The 17,038-nt window shown below is 66.4% G+C and carries 18 protein-coding genes; 5 read left to right on the top strand and 13 right to left on the bottom strand.

What is annotated here, in order from left to right; genetic code table 11:
* Positions 1 to 14 precede the first annotated feature (14 nt).
* From JAO73_RS20195 to JAO73_RS20170, 6 genes are all read right to left on the bottom strand, one after another.
* Positions 15 to 2,459, bottom strand: coding sequence for a TonB-dependent receptor (locus tag JAO73_RS20195; RefSeq protein WP_198979075.1), 2,445 nt, complete (start codon positions 2,457 to 2,459; stop codon positions 15 to 17).
* A gap of 323 nt (positions 2,460 to 2,782) precedes the next feature.
* Positions 2,783 to 3,583: a LytR/AlgR family response regulator transcription factor gene (locus JAO73_RS20190; RefSeq protein ID WP_198979074.1), complete on the bottom strand. Its 801-nt coding sequence runs from the start codon at positions 3,581 to 3,583 to the stop codon at positions 2,783 to 2,785.
* Complete coding sequence (locus JAO73_RS20185; protein WP_198979073.1) at positions 3,580 to 4,632, bottom strand: sensor histidine kinase; 1,053 nt, start codon at positions 4,630 to 4,632, stop codon at positions 3,580 to 3,582. The genes JAO73_RS20190 and JAO73_RS20185 overlap by 4 nt, the downstream gene beginning before the upstream one ends.
* A 52-nt stretch (positions 4,633 to 4,684) precedes the next feature.
* Positions 4,685 to 5,542, bottom strand: coding sequence for a hypothetical protein (locus tag JAO73_RS20180; protein WP_198979072.1), 858 nt, complete (start codon positions 5,540 to 5,542; stop codon positions 4,685 to 4,687).
* 45 nt (positions 5,543 to 5,587) lie between these two features.
* Positions 5,588 to 6,067 (bottom strand): DUF1772 domain-containing protein, encoded by a 480-nt coding sequence (locus tag JAO73_RS20175; RefSeq protein WP_198979071.1) that lies wholly within the window; start codon positions 6,065 to 6,067, stop codon positions 5,588 to 5,590.
* A gap of 38 nt (positions 6,068 to 6,105) precedes the next feature.
* Entirely contained in the window at positions 6,106 to 6,546 is a 441-nt protein-coding gene (locus JAO73_RS20170) for an ABA4-like family protein (RefSeq protein WP_198979070.1), read from the bottom strand.
* Between the two features lie 184 nt (positions 6,547 to 6,730).
* Between JAO73_RS20170 and JAO73_RS20165 the strand changes: the two genes are divergently transcribed.
* Together JAO73_RS20165 and JAO73_RS20160 are read left to right on the top strand one after the other, a co-directional pair.
* Positions 6,731 to 8,137: a TlpA family protein disulfide reductase gene (locus JAO73_RS20165; protein ID WP_198979069.1), complete on the top strand. Its 1,407-nt coding sequence runs from the start codon at positions 6,731 to 6,733 to the stop codon at positions 8,135 to 8,137.
* Positions 8,138 to 8,211: 74 nt separating this feature from the next.
* On the top strand, positions 8,212 to 8,910 hold the full coding sequence (locus JAO73_RS20160) for a hypothetical protein (RefSeq protein WP_198979068.1): 699 nt from the start codon (positions 8,212 to 8,214) through the stop codon (positions 8,908 to 8,910).
* Between the two features lie 24 nt (positions 8,911 to 8,934).
* On the opposite strand, the gene JAO73_RS20155 is transcribed toward JAO73_RS20160, so the two are convergent.
* Both JAO73_RS20155 and JAO73_RS20150 read right to left on the bottom strand, forming a co-directional pair.
* Entirely contained in the window at positions 8,935 to 10,035 is a 1,101-nt protein-coding gene (locus JAO73_RS20155; RefSeq protein WP_198979067.1) for an AMP-binding protein, read from the bottom strand.
* 61 nt (positions 10,036 to 10,096) lie between these two features.
* Positions 10,097 to 10,546: a hypothetical protein gene (locus JAO73_RS20150; RefSeq protein WP_198979066.1), complete on the bottom strand. Its 450-nt coding sequence runs from the start codon at positions 10,544 to 10,546 to the stop codon at positions 10,097 to 10,099.
* Between the two features lie 109 nt (positions 10,547 to 10,655).
* On the opposite strand from JAO73_RS20150, the gene JAO73_RS20145 reads away from it, so the two are divergent.
* Positions 10,656 to 10,844: a hypothetical protein gene (locus JAO73_RS20145; RefSeq protein WP_198979065.1), complete on the top strand. Its 189-nt coding sequence runs from the start codon at positions 10,656 to 10,658 to the stop codon at positions 10,842 to 10,844.
* Here the strand turns inward: JAO73_RS20145 and JAO73_RS20140 are convergent.
* From JAO73_RS20140 to JAO73_RS20120, 5 genes are all read right to left on the bottom strand, one after another.
* Complete coding sequence (locus JAO73_RS20140; protein ID WP_198979064.1) at positions 10,841 to 11,242, bottom strand: ribosomal maturation YjgA family protein; 402 nt, start codon at positions 11,240 to 11,242, stop codon at positions 10,841 to 10,843. The two genes, JAO73_RS20145 and JAO73_RS20140, sit on opposite strands and share 4 nt — an antisense overlap.
* A 117-nt stretch (positions 11,243 to 11,359) precedes the next feature.
* On the bottom strand, positions 11,360 to 12,184 hold the full coding sequence (menB, locus tag JAO73_RS20135) for a 1,4-dihydroxy-2-naphthoyl-CoA synthase (RefSeq protein WP_190921872.1): 825 nt from the start codon (positions 12,182 to 12,184) through the stop codon (positions 11,360 to 11,362).
* 19 nt (positions 12,185 to 12,203) lie between these two features.
* The gene (menD, locus tag JAO73_RS20130; protein WP_317191261.1) at positions 12,204 to 14,003 is read right to left on the bottom strand and encodes a 2-succinyl-5-enolpyruvyl-6-hydroxy-3-cyclohexene-1-carboxylic-acid synthase; all 1,800 of its coding nucleotides are present in this window, start codon (positions 14,001 to 14,003) and stop codon (positions 12,204 to 12,206) included.
* A gap of 89 nt (positions 14,004 to 14,092) precedes the next feature.
* On the bottom strand, positions 14,093 to 15,325 hold the full coding sequence (locus JAO73_RS20125) for a chorismate-binding protein (RefSeq protein WP_198979063.1): 1,233 nt from the start codon (positions 15,323 to 15,325) through the stop codon (positions 14,093 to 14,095).
* A complete protein-coding gene (locus JAO73_RS20120) occupies positions 15,326 to 15,757 on the bottom strand; it encodes a hotdog fold thioesterase (protein WP_190921875.1) in 432 nt (143 codons plus the stop codon). It abuts the gene before it with no gap.
* Positions 15,758 to 15,895: 138 nt separating this feature from the next.
* Between JAO73_RS20120 and JAO73_RS20115 the strand changes: the two genes are divergently transcribed.
* The gene (locus JAO73_RS20115) at positions 15,896 to 16,519 is read left to right on the top strand and encodes a histidine phosphatase family protein (protein ID WP_198979062.1); all 624 of its coding nucleotides are present in this window, start codon (positions 15,896 to 15,898) and stop codon (positions 16,517 to 16,519) included.
* 167 nt (positions 16,520 to 16,686) lie between these two features.
* The coding region (locus JAO73_RS20110; RefSeq protein ID WP_317191260.1) for a biotin/lipoyl-containing protein at positions 16,687 to 17,038 on the top strand (352 nt) is incomplete at its 3' end.

The following is a 17,038-nucleotide window of genomic DNA, read 5'->3' as shown; positions in this document are numbered from 1 at the left end:
AATGAGGCTGCGGCCTATTGTGCCCGGCGGCGTTCTTCCTCAGCGCCGGTGCGGCGGGTGGGCGCGGCGGTGGCCTTGTCGTTGCCGAAGCGCCAGTTGAAGGAGAGCGTGGCCACGCGCGAGTCGCGGCGCAGGTACAGGTCCTGGCGGTAGTTGGTGTACTCCGAAACGGCCCGCAGCGGGGCGGTATAGAAAATATCGGTGACGGCCAGGCGGAAGGTGCCTTTGCGGTCCCACACGTCCTTTTTGACCCCCACGCCCACTTGGCCCATGGGCTGAAATTCGAAGAAGCCCACGCGCTGCGCCGAGGTGTAGCGGCCATTGAGCTCGGCGCCCCAGCCCTTGCCCATCGTGAAAGTCCAGTTGCTGGTGAGGTTGAGGGTGGGCTTGCCCGCGCGCAGGGAGGTGCCGGCCAGGTTGCCTTGGTAGTGAATGTAGTAAAGGATGGCGTTGTTGTAGATATTCAACCACTTGCCGGACGTGAGCGGGGCCGTGAGGGTGAGGGCCACGTAGTGCTGCAGGTCGAGGTTGACGTTGGTCGACACCGTGGTGCTGTCGGTTTCGGGGTAGGCCACGTCGGTGATGGGGGCGTTCGTGCGGCTGTAGCTCAGGCCGAGGGTGTACTTCTGCTTGTAGGTATAGTTAATTTCGGTGTTGAAGCTGGTTTCGGGGCGCAGGTCGGGGTTGCCTTTGCCGGAAGTGGCCGGGTCGATGATAAAGCGGAAGGGGTTGAGCTGCCAGTAGCCGGGCCGGTTGATGCGCCGGCTCAGGGAGAGTGAGGTTTCGTGGCGCTCGTTGAGGGTGTACTTCAGCGCCGCGCTCGGAAACAACTGGTAATAGTCGCGCACGAAGCCTTCGTTGGTGGTGATTTGCTGTCCTTTGGCGTGAGTTTGCTCGCCGCGCAGGCCGCCCTGCACGTTGAGTTTGCCGGCGGTGTGGTTGAGGTTGACGTAGGCCGCCGAAATGAATTCGTCGTACTTGAACCGGTTGCTCAGGTTACGGTCCAGGGTGGTCACGCCCAGGCGGGTATTCTCGAAACGGATGTCGTTGTCGGCGGCCACCAAGCTGGCTTTGGCTCCGGCTTCGAGGCGCGTTTTCTCGTTGAGTGACTGCGTGTAATCGGCCTTTACGGACCGGATGCTCAGCTCACTGGTCTGGTCGCTGGCGATGGTGTTGGCGGCCACATTGGGTTCAACAAACGTGGTCTGGCTTTGCGTCCGACGGTTGTAATACTGCGAGTAGTCCACGTCGGCCGTGAGCTCAGGCCGGCCGGTGCCTTCGCCAAACGTGTGCTTGAAATTGACGTTGCCCGAAAAGTTGGGGTCGTAGCCCATGCTGGTGCTCAGGGCCGAGTACGATTCCTGCACCCGGCCGCTGGCGTCGTAAAACACGCTGGTGTTCAAGCCCCGGCTGCTGGGCCCGGGGTCCGGCACCGAGAAAAGCGTCACCACGCCGCCAAGTACCGTGTTGTTGGAGAGGTTAAAATCGGCGCCGGCCCGCGAGTAAACGAAGTGGCTCGTCGACACGGTGCTGTTGCGCTGGTCGCTGGTGCCTTTGAGCTCGGGTTGGCCGTCGCGCGCCTCGTAGAAGTAGCGGTACGTGTTGCGCTCGCTAAAAAACTCGCGTTTGGCGTAAGTCACCGACGAAAACAGATTCACCTTCTCGCGCCGGTGGTTGAAGGTGAGGCCGGTCGTAAATTTTGTGTAGTCGCTCCGGCCCAGGCTGGCGTTGAAGCTGCCGTTGGTGCCCAGGCGCTGGTCTTTCTTGAGGTTGATGGCAATGATGCCGGCGCCGCCCTGGGCGTCGTACTTGGCCGGTGGGTTCGTTATCAGCTCGATGCTCTTGAGTTGGTCGGCGGGCAGGGCGCGCAGGTAGTCGGCCAGCTGGGAGCCCGTCATGGGCTGGCGTTTGCCATCGATGAGCACGAGTAGGCCCGTGCGGCCTTTCAGGGCAAGGTTGTCGCTGCCGTCCACGGTCACACCGGGCGAGCGGGCCAGCACATCGAGCGAGGTGTTGCCCGCCGCCAGGGCGCTGCCTTCCACGTTCACCACCGTGCGGTCGGCCAGGCGCTCAAACAGGGGCTTCTGGCCCACCACCGTCACTTCTTTCAGGGCCGTGGCCGCGCTGGTGTGCAGGGCAATGGCCGGCAGGGCCACGCCGGCCGCGGGCAGCTCAAAGGGCTGGCTCCAGTAGCGCACAAACCCCACTTGCGAGGCCGACACCCGGTAGCTGCCGCCGGCCTTGTACTCCAGCCGAAAACCGCCCTGTGCGTCGCTGAATTCTGTTTTCACCACCGAAGAATCGGCCGCGCGGTGCAGCGTGACGGTGGCAAATTCGATGCCCGCGCCCGCGCTGCTGCGCACGCTGCCCGTCACGGCGGCCACTTGCGCCTGGGCAGTGGTGCCAATCAGCCAGCTGCACAGCACCAGCAGCACCGTGGGCAAGGCGTGGAACTGCATTCGGGAAGAGACGGCGTTTAGCAGAAAGGCAAGGTGTGGCATAAGGCATTGGCGGTGAGTGGAGTGGCGAGCAATTCAGCCGCTGCAGGGTGGCTGAGCAAAAGCAAGGCGATGCCCGTTCCGGCCAAAGGCAGGTAGCGGAAAGGCAGCAATTGCCGGCTTGGGGAACGGAGGATGCCCGGCCCGGGGAAGTACCCGGCCCGGAGCGGGCCGCCCGTCGCGGCCCGCTCATGTTGATTGCAGAAAAAAGGTGAAGAGCGGATGCAGGTGTGGATACCGCGCGACTTTTCGAACGTTACAGACTTGCCCGAATTTTTTTGCACCTAGCCTTCCAGCCAGTTTTTCACGGCGCCGGCTTTTTCCCGGCTCACCAGCACCTCCTCGCTTGGGGCGGGGTGCAGCTCCACCAGCAGCTTGCCGCCAAAATGCGGATGCAGGCGGCGCACGGCGGGCAGGTGGGCAATGACCTGCCGGTTGAGCCGAAAAAACTGCGCCGGGTCGAGCAGGCTTTCGAGCTGCTCCAGGGTGTAGTCGAGCACGAAGCGGCGGCCGTCGGCAGCCACCAGCGTCACGGTCTCGTTGCGGCTAATAAACCAGGCCGCCTCGGCCACGGGCAGCGGCAGCAGCTGCTCGCCCTGGCGCACCAAAAACCGCGTTTTGTAGGGCCGGCCGGGGCGGGGGAGGGCGTCCAGGAGGCGCTCCAGGTTGGAGGAGGCCGGCGGAAGGGTTGCGCTGGCAGCCTTGGCCAAGTCCGGGGGCGGCGCAGCGCCGGGCCATTGGCGCAGCTTGGCGAGGGCCGCCTGCAGCTCGGCCAGCTTCACCGGCTTCAGCAAATACGCCACGCTGTTGGCCTGAAACGCCCGAATGGCATACGCATCGAACGCGGTGGTGAAAATGACCGGGCTGGGCACCACGGCCTGCTCCCAGATTTCGAGGCTGAGGCCGTCGGCCAGCTGAATGTCGCTGAGAATGAGAGCAGGCGCGGGGTGGGCGGCCAGCCAGGCCAGGGCGCTGCTCACGGTGTCGAGCACGGCCACCACCTGCGCTTCGGGCGCGGCCTGGGCCACGAGGCGCTGGAGGCGTTCGGCGGCCGGGTATTCGTCTTCGAGCAGCAGAATGGTCATGGCAGGCGGGGGGCCGGGGCGGGCAGCAAGGGCAGGTCTACCACAAAGGTGCCCCCGGCCGCGCGCGTTTGCACCGGCTGCGGGGCCCCCAACAGGGCGTAGCGGCTGCGCACGTTGGCCAGGCCCGTGCCGGTGCCGGGCGCCAGGCCCGCGGTGCGGGGCCGCCACGTGTTTTCCACGCGCAGCGTGTCGGGCGCTTCGGGGGCGGCGCTGAGGCGCAGGTGCAGCGGGTGCTCGCGCGAGGCCACGTTGTGCTTGAGGGCATTTTCCACCAGCAGCTGCACGCTCAGGGGCGCCACGTGGCGGGCCAGCGCGGCCGGCGTTATCTGCGTTTCCACCACCAAGTTTTCCCGAAAGCGGGCTTTGTGCAGCTCCAGGTAGGTTTCGACGAAGGCCAGCTCCTCGGCCAGGGGCACCGTGGCGCGGCCCTGGGCCAGCAGCACGTAGCGGTACACGTCGGCCAGGTGCTCCACAAACTGCTGGGCCGGCACGTTGTCGGGCTCGATGAGCGCGGCCAGGGTGTTGAGGTTGTTGAACAGAAAATGCGGGTCGAGCTGGCCCTGCAGGGCGTCGAGCTGGGCCTGGGTAGAAGCGCGGGCCAGGTGGTCGGCGCGGTGCAGGTTGGCTTTCCACTGCTCGAAGAAGTACATGGCTTCGTAGAGCGTGAGCACGCCCACGGTGGGCACCAGGCTGAAACGCGTGCCCTGCCACAGCGCGGCCGGCGTGAGCGGAAAGTAGGCGGGCCGCACCCAGTGCAGGGGCAGCGTGAGCACCACCGTGGCCGCCGACGTGACCAGCAGGGCCAGGCCGGCCAGCACCCAGAGGCGGCGCGGCGTTTGTTCGGGGCTGGGAAAGCGCTCGAGCAGCCACCGCCACAGCTGGTAGTTGCTCAGCCAATAGCCCGTGGTGAAATACAGCGAAATCAGCCAGCTCACCAGCACGTCGGCCCCGCTCTTGTCGGGTTGGCCCACGAGGCCGAAGGCCGTAATCACCGCGCTCAGCAGCGGAATGCCTAGGAGCACAAAACGGCGGTCATTGCGGCGGAGCATGGCGACAAGCGAAGGGCCGGCGGGTGCGGCGCGGGTAAAAATAGCCGGTTTGCTAGTGTGCGGCCCACAGCGGCCGCCCGGCCATTGCCAGGGCAAACGTGCCGGCCACCAGTGCGGCGTAGAGGGCGGCCCCCGTCCAGGTGAGCTGCGATGCCCAGCGCGGCGCCCAGCTGCTCAGCAGCCAGCCCAGCAGGGGCAGGGCCTGAAGCGCGTGCATGCCCAGAAAGTGCGCAATGCGCAGGTCGCCGGCGCGGGTGCTCCAGCCCAGGCCGGGCAGGCCGGGGCCGCCGTCGGGGGCGCCCACGGTGTGCTGCAGGTTGTGAATCATCATGCCGCCCAGCACGCTGCCCACCAGAAACACCAGCAGCCCCAGGCGCACGCCCCACACGTAGCCCGCCGGCCCGTGCAGCGGGTGGTGCCACACCAGGTACAGGGCCCACACCGTCATCAGCGTGTTCACCAGGATAAAGAGGCCCATCAGGCCAAACAGCGCGCCATTCAGCGCCGAGCCGGTGTTGTAGTGCGAGGTGGTGCCGCGGGCGGCCTGCACAAAAATCACGGCCTGCTCCACGAGCATGCTCACGGCCAGGCCCCAGCTGAGGTAGAGCACGCTGCGTTGGGCGGCCTGCGGCAAATCGGCCAGCAGCCAGCCCAGCGTCCAGGCAAAGGCGATGATGGACAGCGAGAACTTCAGGGGCTTGAGCCAGGCCGGGGCGCCGGTCACCAGGCGGTGGTCGAGCAGCAGCCCGGCCACGGCCAGCACGGCCAGGGCCACGTTCAGCCAGCCGGTCCAGGAGAGCACGGGGTTCACGCGGTGCAGCACCCGCAGCGCCGAACCCACCGAGGTGAACACGGAATCCGCCGAAGCATCCGACGAAAAGAGCGAGGTTTGAAGCAGGGCAGTTTTCATGATGCGCAGTAAAAAGTGGAAAGAGAGTCGGGACCCAGGGCCGCCTCAGCCAAGGGCGCCCAGCAGCGAGAAAGCGCGCAGTGCCGCCAGCCACGCCAGCAGGTTGAGGGCCAGGCGCAGGTAGTTCAGCCGCAGCCACCAGCCAATGAGCCGGCTGGCGCTAGCCCCGGGGGCGGCGCGTTGCAGGCGCAGGGCGGTGGGAATGAAAAAGGCGAAGGTGGCCAGGCGCTCCAGCAGCGTGAGCAGGGCCGCGGCCAGCCACCAGGCGCGCAGCGGGGGCGGGGCCTGCCAGCTAGCCACTAAGCTCGCCAGGGTGAGCAAGGTGAGCGGCAGCGTGGTGACCATGCCCCAGAACCGGCGGCCTGTGTCGAGGTCGCGCATGGCGTCGCCGTTCACGGCGTAGCCCGTGGCCGTGCGGCCGAACCATTGCGGCAGCACAATGCGCGTTTCAAACAGGCCGGCGCCGGTGGCAAGGCCCAGGTTCACCACGAACAGCCACAGCAGAATTTCATAAACAAGACTCATGGAGCGCAATCCAGGGGGAAGACAGGCAGGCAGAAACGTTAGGCCGGGATTTCGGCGGTGGGGTAGAATTGCCGCAGGCCGAAATACAGCAGCAGCCCCACCGGCCCAAACAGGAAGGTGAGCAGCAGGCAGGGAATCAGCAGCCCGTGGGGCACGCCGCGCCGCTGGGCATCGCGCAGCTCCCAGGCCCCCGTCCACATGTCGAAGCAGAGGTAGTGCACCCAGCCCGCCAGCAGCGCCCACGGGTCGCGAAACAGCGCCGCCACCTCGGCCAGCGAGCCAAAGCCGCCTTCGTGGCCGTGCGGGCCCAGGTAGTGCGCCGTGATGAGCGCGGCGTAGGCCAGGGCCAGCAGCAGGGGCAGGGCCCCGCTCAGCACCACGGCGCGGGTGCCGCGCCAGCGCGGGGCCAGCACCAGCAGCGCCCAGCCCAGCAGGGCCACGGGGTTGGCGAGGGAAAACAGGAAGTCGGGCGTGGGCATAAGCGGCTGATGAGTTGCAATAGCTGGCTCAAACTTACGTTTTGCCCGCGCCGCCCACCCGCGCAATCGGGGCGAGACGACGGATTTGGCGGGTCAGGCAGCCATTGGGTAGGGGCAAAGCAACCCAGTGCAAGCCGGCCGAATCTTACCTTTCCAATCCTTTTTCCATCGTCACGCTATTCGCATGCTCCTTGCTCTGCCCGCGCTGGCCATGGGCGCCGCGCTGCGCCTGCTTCCCGCGCCACCTGCCACGGCCACACTCAGCGGCCACCTCGCCCACGCCCCGGCCGGCGATTCAATTCGGCTCGAATACCACCAGCACCTCTACCACCAGCGGGTGCGCACGGTGCTCAGCCCCACCGGCGATTTTAAGGTGACGGTGCCGGATTTGAAAGGCATCACGGGCATTACGTTTTCCTATGCGGGCCAGCGCACCAGCCTCTACCTCGCGCCCGGCGACGATGTGCGCATGACGCTCGACTTCCCGAGCTTCGACGAAAGCCTGCAGTACACCGGGCGCGGGGCCAATGCCAGCAACTACATGGCGCAGGCGCTGTGGAAATTTGAGTTTAGCCCCGCCCGTGCGCCGCGCCCGGCGTCCACGGCCCGGCCCACGCTCGCCCAGATGCGGCAGGAGGCCGACGACAACCGCCAGGCCCGGCGCAGCTTCCTGACCACGTTCGCCAAGGCCCACCCGCTGCCCGCCGATTTTGTGCGCGACCGCACCCTCGACATCGACCTGACCTGGGCCCACCGCCTGCTGCTGCATTCCGGGGGCTACCCCTCCCCACCGGCCTCGTACTTCGACTTTCTGCAGCAGCTGCCCCTGAAAACATTTGACCAGTACCTCGGCGACCGGGGCCTCAACGGCAACATGGCCGTGATGAACTTTCTGACCAACTACAATTACCGCCTCGCGCCCTCGGGCAAACTCAGCACCGACCCCGCCGAAGCCCGCCGGCACTACGCCCAGGCCCAGGCCGATTTTGGCCCCAGCACGGCCGCCCTCGACCGGGCCATGTACCAGTTCTACAGCTGGAAGCTCGATACCGACCTCGATGGCGTGCTAGCCGCTTATCCCACTTTCCGCACCCACAACCACGACTCCACCATGGCGCGCGACCTGCGCGTCCTCATCGGCCGGCAGCTGGCGGTGAAGGTGGGCAATCCGGCCCCGGCCTTTGCGCTGCTGAACCACGAGGGCCAAAAAGTGTCGCTGGCGGAGCTGCGCGGCAAGGTTATCTACCTCGATTTCTGGGGGACGTGGTGCGGGCCGTGCATGCAGGAAATGCCCGCCAGCAACGAGCTCAGGAAGAAGTTTGAGGGGCGCGACGTGGCCTTCGTCTACATCTCGGTGCGCGACAAAGAAGACAAGTGGCAGCAGGTGCTGGCCGCCGAGCACCTCACCGGTCCCAACAGCATTCACCTGCGCAGTCCCGAGGGCGACGACGTGGCCAACCGCTACCAGGTAACGGGCTACCCCACCTATTGGCTCATCGGGCGCGATGGCCGCATCATCACCCGCTCGGCCCCGCGCCCCAGCGAAGGCCAGAAAGCCGTGGCTGCCATCACCGCCGAGTTGGCCCGATAACCACCGGCCGCCAACGCGGTTACTATCCGGCGGCGGCCGCCACCCGCTGGCCAGTTTTTACGTATTTGGCACCTATGTCTTTGTTTTACTACCTGTTGGGTGGGCTGCTGCTGACTGCACCGGCGGCATTGGCCCGCCCACCCGCTGCCGTGCCCCGCGACACCATCAAGGGCCGGCCGGCTGTTCCGCGCCTGCCGCGCAACCGGTTTGTGGCGCAGTACGATTCGCGCTACTCCATCATCAACCACCACCTCACCACCATCAACGGCCTAAAGCTGGGCCTGGAGTTCAAGAGCCGCTTTCGCACCGGGGCGGCCATTTATTTCCTGAGCACCGGCGTGCCCACCCGCCAGGCCAAGCCCGACAACGCCGCCGAAGACGCCGACGCCCAGCTCCGTTTTCGCTACTTGGCCGCCTACGCCGGCTACGTGCTGCTCGAAAAGCCCCGTTGGGAAATCAGCGCCAACCTGCAGCTGGGCATGGGCTCGGTGTATGTACTTTATGAGGCCGACGACGGCGACCTCGACAAAACCCCACGCGACTTTTTGGGCGTAGCCGAGCCCGCCCTGGCGGCGCAATACCGGCTGCTGCACTGGGCCGGTTTCGGCACGGGCCTAGGGTGGCGGCAGCCGTTGTTTGTGCCCCGCGCCGTGCAGAAAGAGCTCAACGGCCCGGTGTTCTACCTGCGCGCCAACGTATTTTTGGGCGAACTGGTGAAAGTGCTGAAGCAGAAGGAACCGCTTTTCTCGCAGGAGGGGCTGCGGCGCGACTAGCCCTGGGCAGTGGCCCTCGCCCGCCTACAAGCTGCGCAGGGTGCCCGCCCGGTCCAGCTTGCCCGTGGCCGTCATCCGGAATTCGGGCACGTAGCGCAGCTGCTTAGGCTGCTCGTAGCGGCCCAAGCGCTCGGCCAGCAGCGTTTGCAGCCGTTGTTCGACCTCGGGCGCCAGGGCGGGGCCTTCGATGAAGGCCGTCACGGCCTGGCCGAGGCGCTCGTCGGGCTGCCCGGCCACGAAGCAGCGGCGCGACTCCCCGATTTCGGCCAGGGCCACGTCGAGCACCAGCTCCACCTTTTCGGCCGGTACTTTCACGCCACCCGAGTTTATCACAAAATCGGCCCGGCCCAGCCACTCGAAGGTGTGGGCGTCGAGCAGGTTCACCCGGTCGTTGGTGATGATGAGCTGGTCGTCGGTCACGTCGCCGCGCAGCGTGAGGCAGCCGCGCTCGTCCTGCCCCGCCGCAATGCCCGTGAACACGCGGAAGGTAGGGCTGGCCTCGGGGCCGCTGAGGCGGCGCAGGGCCACGTGGGAGCAGGTTTCGGTCATGCCATAGGTGAGGTACACCGGCACGCGCAGCGGCTGCACCTCGTGCTGCAGGGCGGCATCGGCGGGCGCGCCGCCTATCAGAATGGCCTTCATCTGGTTGAGGCGCGGAGCCAGGCCGGCGGCCAGCACGGCCTTGAGCTGCAGGGGCACAAAGGCGGCGAAGTCGAATTTGGCCTCGGCGGCCACGTAGGCAAACGGGTTGGCGTGTGGCTCCACAATGGTGAGGTGCATGTTGCGCTCCAGGCCGCGCACCAGCATCATCATGCCGCCGATGTATTCGCAGTTGAGGCAGACCAGGGCGCGGTCGCCGGGGCCGAGGTCGAAGTAGTCGGCCGTGCGCCGGGCCGAGGCCTCCAGCTGCCGCCGCCGCAGCGTGATGGGCGTGGGCGTGCCCGTGCTGCCCGACGTGGTGAGAGCAAACTCCTGCGTCCCGCTCAGCCATTGCCGCACAAAATCCAGCACCTTGGCTTCGTAGCCATTCACCGGGGCGTCGAGCTGGGCGGGGTATTGTTGGATGGCGGCGTAGGCGTATTCGCGGCCGTTGAGCAGGAGGGACGTGGGCAGGGCAGTGGTCATGCGGCAAAACTACTTGCGCGCCGCCGGCCGCCGCGGCCCCCGGGCAGAACGTTGCCCGGCCTCAGCTCAGCAGCCACCGCTGGTAGGTGTGGGCCGAAGGCGCCAGCCGCCAGCACAGGGCCAGCAGCATGGCCGCGCCCGCCCCCAGGTCGAACCACGAATGCGTGAAGGCGTAGGAGCCCAGCATGGGCAGCGCCACCAGCGCGGCCAAGCTGTTGCGCAGGAAAATGCGGCCCAGGTAAATGCGCAGGTTTTCTTCGGCGGGCCGGCGCAGGCTGGGCCGCAGGCGCCGGTACAGGGCCACCAGCACCACGGCCAGCACCGGCACCAGCGCCACCAGGCTCAGCAGGGCGGGCCAGGTAGCCAGCTGTGGCTCGGTGCTGGGCCCCGCGGCGGCGTGCGCGCCGGCCACCAGCACCGCGCCCGCCATCAGCAGGCCCTGCACCGGGTAGTGCAGCCAGTGCACCCGGCGAACGTAGCGAATGGCGCGGTGGAAGTCGGCGTCGGTCATGGCGGTAGAAGGGGCGCCGTCGTGGGGCAGGCCGCCCCGGGCTGGAGCGAAACACTTGACTTTGCGGCAAATAATGGCTAATATAGGTTCTCCATCAAGCTCTTCCGCCATGAACTCCCACCCGCAAAGCCCGACCTCCGCCGCCCCGGTTTCCAACTCGCAGCCCCAGGCCCTCACGCCGGAGCAGCAGCAAGCCCGCGCCCAGGCCAAGGCCGAAAAGAAAGAGCGCAAGCACGAGCGCCTGCGGTTTTTCTTTGGCTGGTGCGAGGGCTGCCGGGCCTTTGGGGAAGGGTTTTAGAGGGACGCCGGTCGCCCGTTCAGCCCAGCTGCGGGCACTCGAAGCCTTTCCACGGCGATGACGGCCACGAAGCCTGCCGCATACGTGAGCAGGTCGAGCAAGGAAAAAGCCGTGCCCAGCACCACCCGGGCCAAAGCCGAATGCTGAAGCCCTAGCCACCGCAACCAGTGAAAATATTGTCCTGCCTCCACCGCGCAGGCCACCAGCAGGGCCAGCCAGGCCAGCGGCCACACGCCCGCCTTCAGCACGCTGCGCAACAGGCAATACACTAGCACCACCGCCAGCATATCGCCGATGTAGGGCCGGATAACCGCGTCATGCACGTAGCGCGCAATGCCTATTTCAACCAGCAGCACGCCCACGCCCGCCCAGAAATAGCCTTTGCGAAACGTGAACATGGGTCGGGGCCTTAGTAAATGGAGCGGCCTGCGCGGCAGAGGCAAATGTAGTTCGCCCACAAAAAAAGGCCCGCACCGAAGTGCAGGCCTTTTTTCTACATGAGTAATACCCCGCCACTACGGGAATTTCGGAAATTTCGAGAAGTCCGGCTGGCGCTTTTCCATGTAGGCGTTGCGGCCTTCTTTGGCTTCGTCGCTCAGGTAGTAGAGCAGCGTGGCGTTGCCGGCCAGCTCCTGAATGCCGGCCTGCCCGTCGAGCTCGGCGTTGAACGACGACTTGAGCATGCGCAGCGCCAGCGGGCTTTTTTGCAAAATCTTGTGGCACCAGGCCACGGTGGTTTCTTCCAGCTGTTCCAGCGGCACCACTTTGTTTACCAAGCCCATGTCGAGAGCTTCCTGGGCGTTGTACTGGTCGCAGAGGAACCAGATTTCGCGGGCTTTTTTCTGGCCCACGATGCGCGCCAGGTAGGAGGCCCCGAAGCCGCCGTCGAACGAGCCCACGTTGGGGCCGGTCTGGCCGAAGCGGGCGTTTTCGGCCGCAATGGTCAGGTCGCACACCACGTGCAGCACGTGGCCGCCGCCAATGGCCCAGCCGGCCACCATGGCCACCACGGGCTTGGGAATGGAGCGGATTTGCTTCTGCAGGTCGAGCACGTTGAGGCGGGGCACGGCGTCGTCGCCCACGTAGCCGCCGTGGCCGCGCACGCTCTGGTCGCCGCCCGAGCAGAAGGCCCGGCCGCCCTCGCCGGTGAGCACCACCACGCCGATGTCGGTGCGGTCGCGGCAGATGTTCATGGCCTCAATCATCTCCTGCACCGTGAGCGGCGTGAAGGCGTTGTGCACCTGCGGCCGGTTGATGCTGATTTTGGCAATGCCGCCGTACTGCGTGAAGAGGATTTCTTTGAACTCCTTGATGGGCGTCCAGCTGATTTGTTCGGGCATGTTAGGTTCGCAGTTGGGGTTAAGAAAAAGCTTGTTTCACCGCGGCGCGGTATTGCTCAAAAAACGCCGCGTTGGTTTTAGAATCCGTGAAGACTTCCAGCACCGCCGCACCGGTTTCGGCTGCAAAGAAAACCGGCAGCGCGGCTTCAAGTTCAGCAAATGCCGAAACCGGGAAGTAGCGCAGGTTAAAATCGCGCGCCGTGTTCTCGGCCGTGAGTTGCTGGCGCGTTTCGAAAAACTCGTCCAATTCCGGCTGCTGGCGCGGCCCGTCGATGATGCGGAAAATGCCCCCGCCGTGGTTGTTGAACAGCACCACGCGCAGGTTGGGCGTGGGGTAATTGTGCCAGAAGGCGTTGCGGTCGTAGAAAAACGCCACGTCGCCGGTGAGCAGCACCACCGGGCGGCCGGGCTGGGCTAGCGCCGCGCCCACGGCCGTGGAGGTGCAGCCGTCGATGCCGCTGGTGCCGCGGTTGGCAAACACCTCGATGTGCCGGCCGTGCGGCAGCCCCAGGATGTTGGCGTAGCGCACGGCCATGCTGTTGGCCAGGTGCAGGGCGGTGTGGGGCGCCAGGGCCGCCAGCGCCAGCCGGAACGCCGAAAACTCGTTGAAATCCGGCGCGGGTGCTGCGAAAAACTGGTTCAGCAGAGTAGCCGCCGCCGCATCGGCGCGGTGCCAGTCGCTGGTCAGAGTCTCCAAAGCGTCGGTGGCGCCGTCGCCGGGCGGCAGGTCGGCATTGGCCAGGCCCTGGAAGAAGGCGGCGGGCGTGAGGCGCACGATGTCGGTGGTGCGCCGGAACGTGTCGGAAGCCGGGCCGCTGGCCTGCACGTGCCAGTGCTGGCGCGGCGCGGCGTCGCGCAGGAACAGCTTCAGCGCTTTCGAAATCAGCGACTGCCCAAAGGTGATGAGCAAATCGGGCCGCAGCGCCGCTTTTTCGGCCGCTGGCAGCCCGGCCAGAAACACGTCGTGCCGGTGCAGGGCAAAATCATACGCCGCCTCTGGGCCCGCGCCTTCCGCTGCCTCGCTGTCGCGCAGCTCGGCCTCGCCGCTTACGTTGGCAATGACGTCGGCCACCACCGGGATGCCGTGCGCCGCCGCCAGCCGCCGCAGGGCCGCCTCCAGCTTGGCATCCACGGGGTGTTGGCCGGCCACAATCAGCACGCGGCCAGCAGCCAGAATTTCGTGCAGTAGGCCCGGCAGCGGACCGGTATTCAGCGTGGAGTAGTCCGTGTCGCGGATGATTTTCACGTCCTGCTCGTAGTGGGCCTCTTCGCCGGCTTTGGGGTAGAAGGGCTCGCGCAGCGGCACGTTCACCTGCACCGGGCCGGCTGGGTAGGTGCCCGCCAAGTTGATGGCCTCGTTCACCAGGCGCTCGGCGTGCCACTTGGCATCGGCGTGCGCCGTGTCGACCGGCCATTCAAACGCGCCCTTGGCGTGGCGGCCGTAGAGGTTTTGCTGCCGAATGGTCTGGCCGTCAAGCTGGTCTATCCACTCGGGCGGCCGGTCGGCGGTGAGCACCAGCAGCGGCACCTGCTGAAAAAACGCCTCGGCCACGGCCGGCGCGTAGTTCAGCCCCGCCGAGCCGGAGGTGCACACCAGCACCACCGGCCGCCGGGTGGCCTGCGCAATGCCCAGCCCAATGAAGGCCGCGGCGCGCTCATCGGGCACCACCCGCAGCCGGCCCGCAAACGCCGGGTGCCGGGCAAAGGCCAACGTGAGCGGCGCCGAGCGCGAGCCAGGCGAAAGCACCACATCGGTAATGCCGTGGCGGGCGCAGATTTCGGCGATGTTGTAAACGGCCTGCATAAGGTCAGTTATCAATTAATAGTTAGCAGCAAGCAGAGGTCAGCGGCAATTTGGCTAGCATGGAGCGGTATTTCTCCAACTGTTCACTGCTCACTAATAACTGTTCACTGTAATACCGTGGCTACGGTTTCCAGCTTCATTTCGGTTTCCTGCCACTCGCGCTCGGGGTCGGAGTCGACGGTGAGGCCGGTGCCGGCGTAGAGGATGGCTTCGTCGTCGCGCAGCTGCAGGCAGCGCAGGTTCACGTAGAGGCGGGCCACGCCGGCGGCCCCCACGTTCACCGGGCCCAAGAAGCCGCTGTAGTAGGCGCGGTCGTAGCCTTCGTGCCGCTCAATGAAGTGCATGGCAGCCTGCTTGGGCATGCCGCCCACCGCCGAGGTGGGGTGCAGCAGGCGCAGCATGTCGGTGCCCAGGTTGGGGAAGGGCACCTGCCGCAGGTTCACCTCAAAGTCGGTGCGCAGGTGCAGCAGCTGGCCGGCCACCACGGTGCGCGGGCCGGTTTCGTGGTACTCGCGCAGCCGCAGCTGCTTGAAGCAACTCACGATGTAGCGGGCCACCAGGGCTTGCTCTTCGATTTCCTTTTGGCGCCAGATGGCCGTGCGCGGCGTCACCTCGGCCGTTACGGGCTGGGTGGCGGCCAGCGCCATGGTGTGAAAGGTGCCGTCGGTCGTCACCTCGGCCAGCACCTCGGGCGTGGCGCCCAGCCAGGTGCCCACGCCCGGCACGCTCACCAGCGACACAAACGCCCGCGAGTACTGCTCCGTCAGCTCCAGAAACGCCGCAAACGCATCGAAGCCGGCCGGCAGGGGCCGGCGCGCCGCGCGCGAGGTCACCACCTTCACCACTTCCTTGGCTTCGATGGCCGCCACGCCTTCTTCCACCAGCTGCGTGTATTCGGCATGGGTGGCGGGGCGCGGCGCGGGCTGGGGGCTGCGGTGCCAAGCCAGGTGCTCCAGGGGCGCGGCGGCCAGCCAGGCGGCCAGACCGGGGACGATGTCGCTGGCGGCGGGGGCCACCGTCACGGTATCGGGCTCGGCCACGTCGTAGCGCACGTCGGCGGGCAGAAACAGGGCCGGGTTGTGGTCGGAATCCCGGAACGGAAAAAAGGCGAAGCCGGCCGGCGCCTGGGCGTCCAGGGCCGGGGGCAGGCCGGTGAAGGACGCTTCGAGGCTGCGCGCCACCAGCAGGCGCGGGTGCTCGGCGCCGGGCTCGCGCCACAAGGCCAGCGGCCGCCCGGTGCGCAGCGCACCCGCCGCCAGGTGCCGCAGCCGGGCCCGCGCGTCGAGGCCAGCCGCCGCGGCGGGCCAGCGCAACTGCCGAAGTTCGAGGGCCTGCATCTACGCTTGCTTTTCGCCGCCGGGCAGGTCAATCACGGCCATGGTGATGCGGCTGAGGCACACCAGTGCCCCGGTTTCTTCGTGCGTGATGCGGATTTCCCACACCTGCGTGCTGCGGCCCACGTGCACCGGCGTGGCGCGGCCGCGCACCCAGCCGTCGCGCACGCCCTTGAGGTGGTTGGCGTTGATTTCGAGGCCCACGCAAGCCTGTTTCGTGCGGTCGACGCGCAGGGCGGCGGCGATGCTGCCCAGCGTTTCGGCCAGGGCCACCGAAGCCCCGCCGTGCAGCAGGCCCATGGGCTGGTGGGTGCGACCGTCGACGGGCATGCGGCCTTCGAGGGCGTCTTCCGACACGGCCGTGATTTCGATGCCAAGGGCGTGGGCCAGGTTGGGCCGCGAGTCCGTCCAGCGCTTCACTTCTTCCAGGGTCATGGGGCAGGGGCAAGGCTGCTCAAAAACGCAAAACGGCCTTTGAACAGCGGGTTGAGGGGTAGGGGGCCAACGGCCGGGGCTAAAACCCCGTACTTTGAACGATTGTTGACGGATTGTACCGCAAAACTACCACGCAACGTGAGGCCCCGGACCATCTTCCTGCTGCGCCACGGCCAGACCGATTTCAACGTGCGCGGCATCGTGCAGGGCAGCGGCGTCGATTCGAGCCTGAACGACACCGGCCGCCGCCAGGCCGCGCAGTTTTTTGCGGCCTACGGGCACGTGCCCTTCGATAAAGTATATACCTCGGCCCTGCGCCGCACCCACGAGTCGGTGCAGCAGTTCCTCGACCTCGGCCTGCCCCACGAAGCCCATGCCGGCCTCAACGAGATAAGCTGGGGCGTGCGCGAGGGCACCCGCATCACGATGGAAGAAGACGCCGAGTACCGCCAGGTGCTGCACGGCTGGGTGAACGGCCGCACCGACGCCCGCCTGACCGGCGGCGAAAGCCCCGAGGAAGTAGCCGCCCGCCAGCGCCCCTTCATCGAGCTGCTGAAGGCGCGCACCGACGAGCAAACCGTGCTGGTGTGCATGCACGGCCGCGCCATGCGGGTGATGCTGTGCCAGCTGCTCAACTACCCGCTCAGCGCCATGGAGGGGTTCGAGCACAGCAACTTATGCTTGTACAAGCTGGAGTACACGGGCACGGTGTTCACGGTGAAGAACTTTCTGGACGTAGCCCATTTGCAGGTGGCAGAGTAGGGGGTACAATTGTTTCGCCAGGCATTGCGGTGTCATCCTTGCGAAAGACTCGCGCATTGCCCGGCTAAAAATGAGCATTGACGTACGGACACTCGCAAGACGCAAACATTGTCTGGCCAACTTTTCGGGCTAATTTTGGCCTCCTCAATCCAAGCGCGACAAATCTGATGGCCGAAATCATAAAAATGCCCAAAATGAGCGACACGATGACCGAAGGGACCATCGCGGCCTGGCTCAAAAAGGTGGGTGATAAAGTTAAATCCGGGGACATCCTGGCCGAAGTCGAGACCGACAAAGCCACCATGGAGCTGGAAAACTACGAAGACGGCACCCTGCTCTACATCGGCCCCAAGGAAAAAGAATCGGTGGCCGTTGATGGCATTCTGGCCATTGTGGGCAAGGAGGGTGAAGACTATTCGGCCCTGTTGTCGGGCGCTCAGGGCGGTGCTGCCGCGCCGGCTCCGGCCGCGGCGCCCGCGCCCGAGGCGCCCAAGGCCGAAGCCCCGGCGGCTCCTGCGC

Source organism: Hymenobacter miniatus (assembly GCF_016427455.1).
GTDB classification, from domain to species: domain Bacteria; phylum Bacteroidota; class Bacteroidia; order Cytophagales; family Hymenobacteraceae; genus Hymenobacter; species Hymenobacter armeniacus.
Note: the sequence above shows the minus strand (reverse complement) of the source record. Positions and strands in the feature narration are given on the sequence as shown.

Coding starts and splice junctions, on each gene's coding strand:
- JAO73_RS20160 (WP_198979068.1), top strand. CDS start 8,212: ATGTCTTTGTTTTACTACCTGTTGGGTGGGCTGCTGCTGACTGCACCG.
- JAO73_RS20150 (WP_198979066.1), bottom strand. CDS start 10,546: ATGACCGACGCCGACTTCCACCGCGCCATTCGCTACGTTCGCCGGGTG.
- JAO73_RS20155 (WP_198979067.1), bottom strand. CDS start 10,035: ATGACCACTGCCCTGCCCACGTCCCTCCTGCTCAACGGCCGCGAATAC.
- JAO73_RS20120 (WP_190921875.1), bottom strand. CDS start 15,757: ATGACCCTGGAAGAAGTGAAGCGCTGGACGGACTCGCGGCCCAACCTG.
- JAO73_RS20180 (WP_198979072.1), bottom strand. CDS start 5,542: ATGAAAACTGCCCTGCTTCAAACCTCGCTCTTTTCGTCGGATGCTTCG.
- JAO73_RS20185 (WP_198979073.1), bottom strand. CDS start 4,632: ATGCTCCGCCGCAATGACCGCCGTTTTGTGCTCCTAGGCATTCCGCTG.
- JAO73_RS20195 (WP_198979075.1), bottom strand. CDS start 2,459: ATGCAGTTCCACGCCTTGCCCACGGTGCTGCTGGTGCTGTGCAGCTGG.
- JAO73_RS20145 (WP_198979065.1), top strand. CDS start 10,656: ATGAACTCCCACCCGCAAAGCCCGACCTCCGCCGCCCCGGTTTCCAAC.
- JAO73_RS20170 (WP_198979070.1), bottom strand. CDS start 6,546: ATGCCCACGCCCGACTTCCTGTTTTCCCTCGCCAACCCCGTGGCCCTG.
- JAO73_RS20190 (WP_198979074.1), bottom strand. CDS start 3,583: ATGACCATTCTGCTGCTCGAAGACGAATACCCGGCCGCCGAACGCCTC.
- JAO73_RS20175 (WP_198979071.1), bottom strand. CDS start 6,067: ATGAGTCTTGTTTATGAAATTCTGCTGTGGCTGTTCGTGGTGAACCTG.
- JAO73_RS20125 (WP_198979063.1), bottom strand. CDS start 15,325: ATGCAGGCCCTCGAACTTCGGCAGTTGCGCTGGCCCGCCGCGGCGGCT.
- menB (WP_190921872.1), bottom strand. CDS start 12,184: ATGCCCGAACAAATCAGCTGGACGCCCATCAAGGAGTTCAAAGAAATC.
- JAO73_RS20140 (WP_198979064.1), bottom strand. CDS start 11,242: ATGTTCACGTTTCGCAAAGGCTATTTCTGGGCGGGCGTGGGCGTGCTG.
- JAO73_RS20165 (WP_198979069.1), top strand. CDS start 6,731: ATGCTCCTTGCTCTGCCCGCGCTGGCCATGGGCGCCGCGCTGCGCCTG.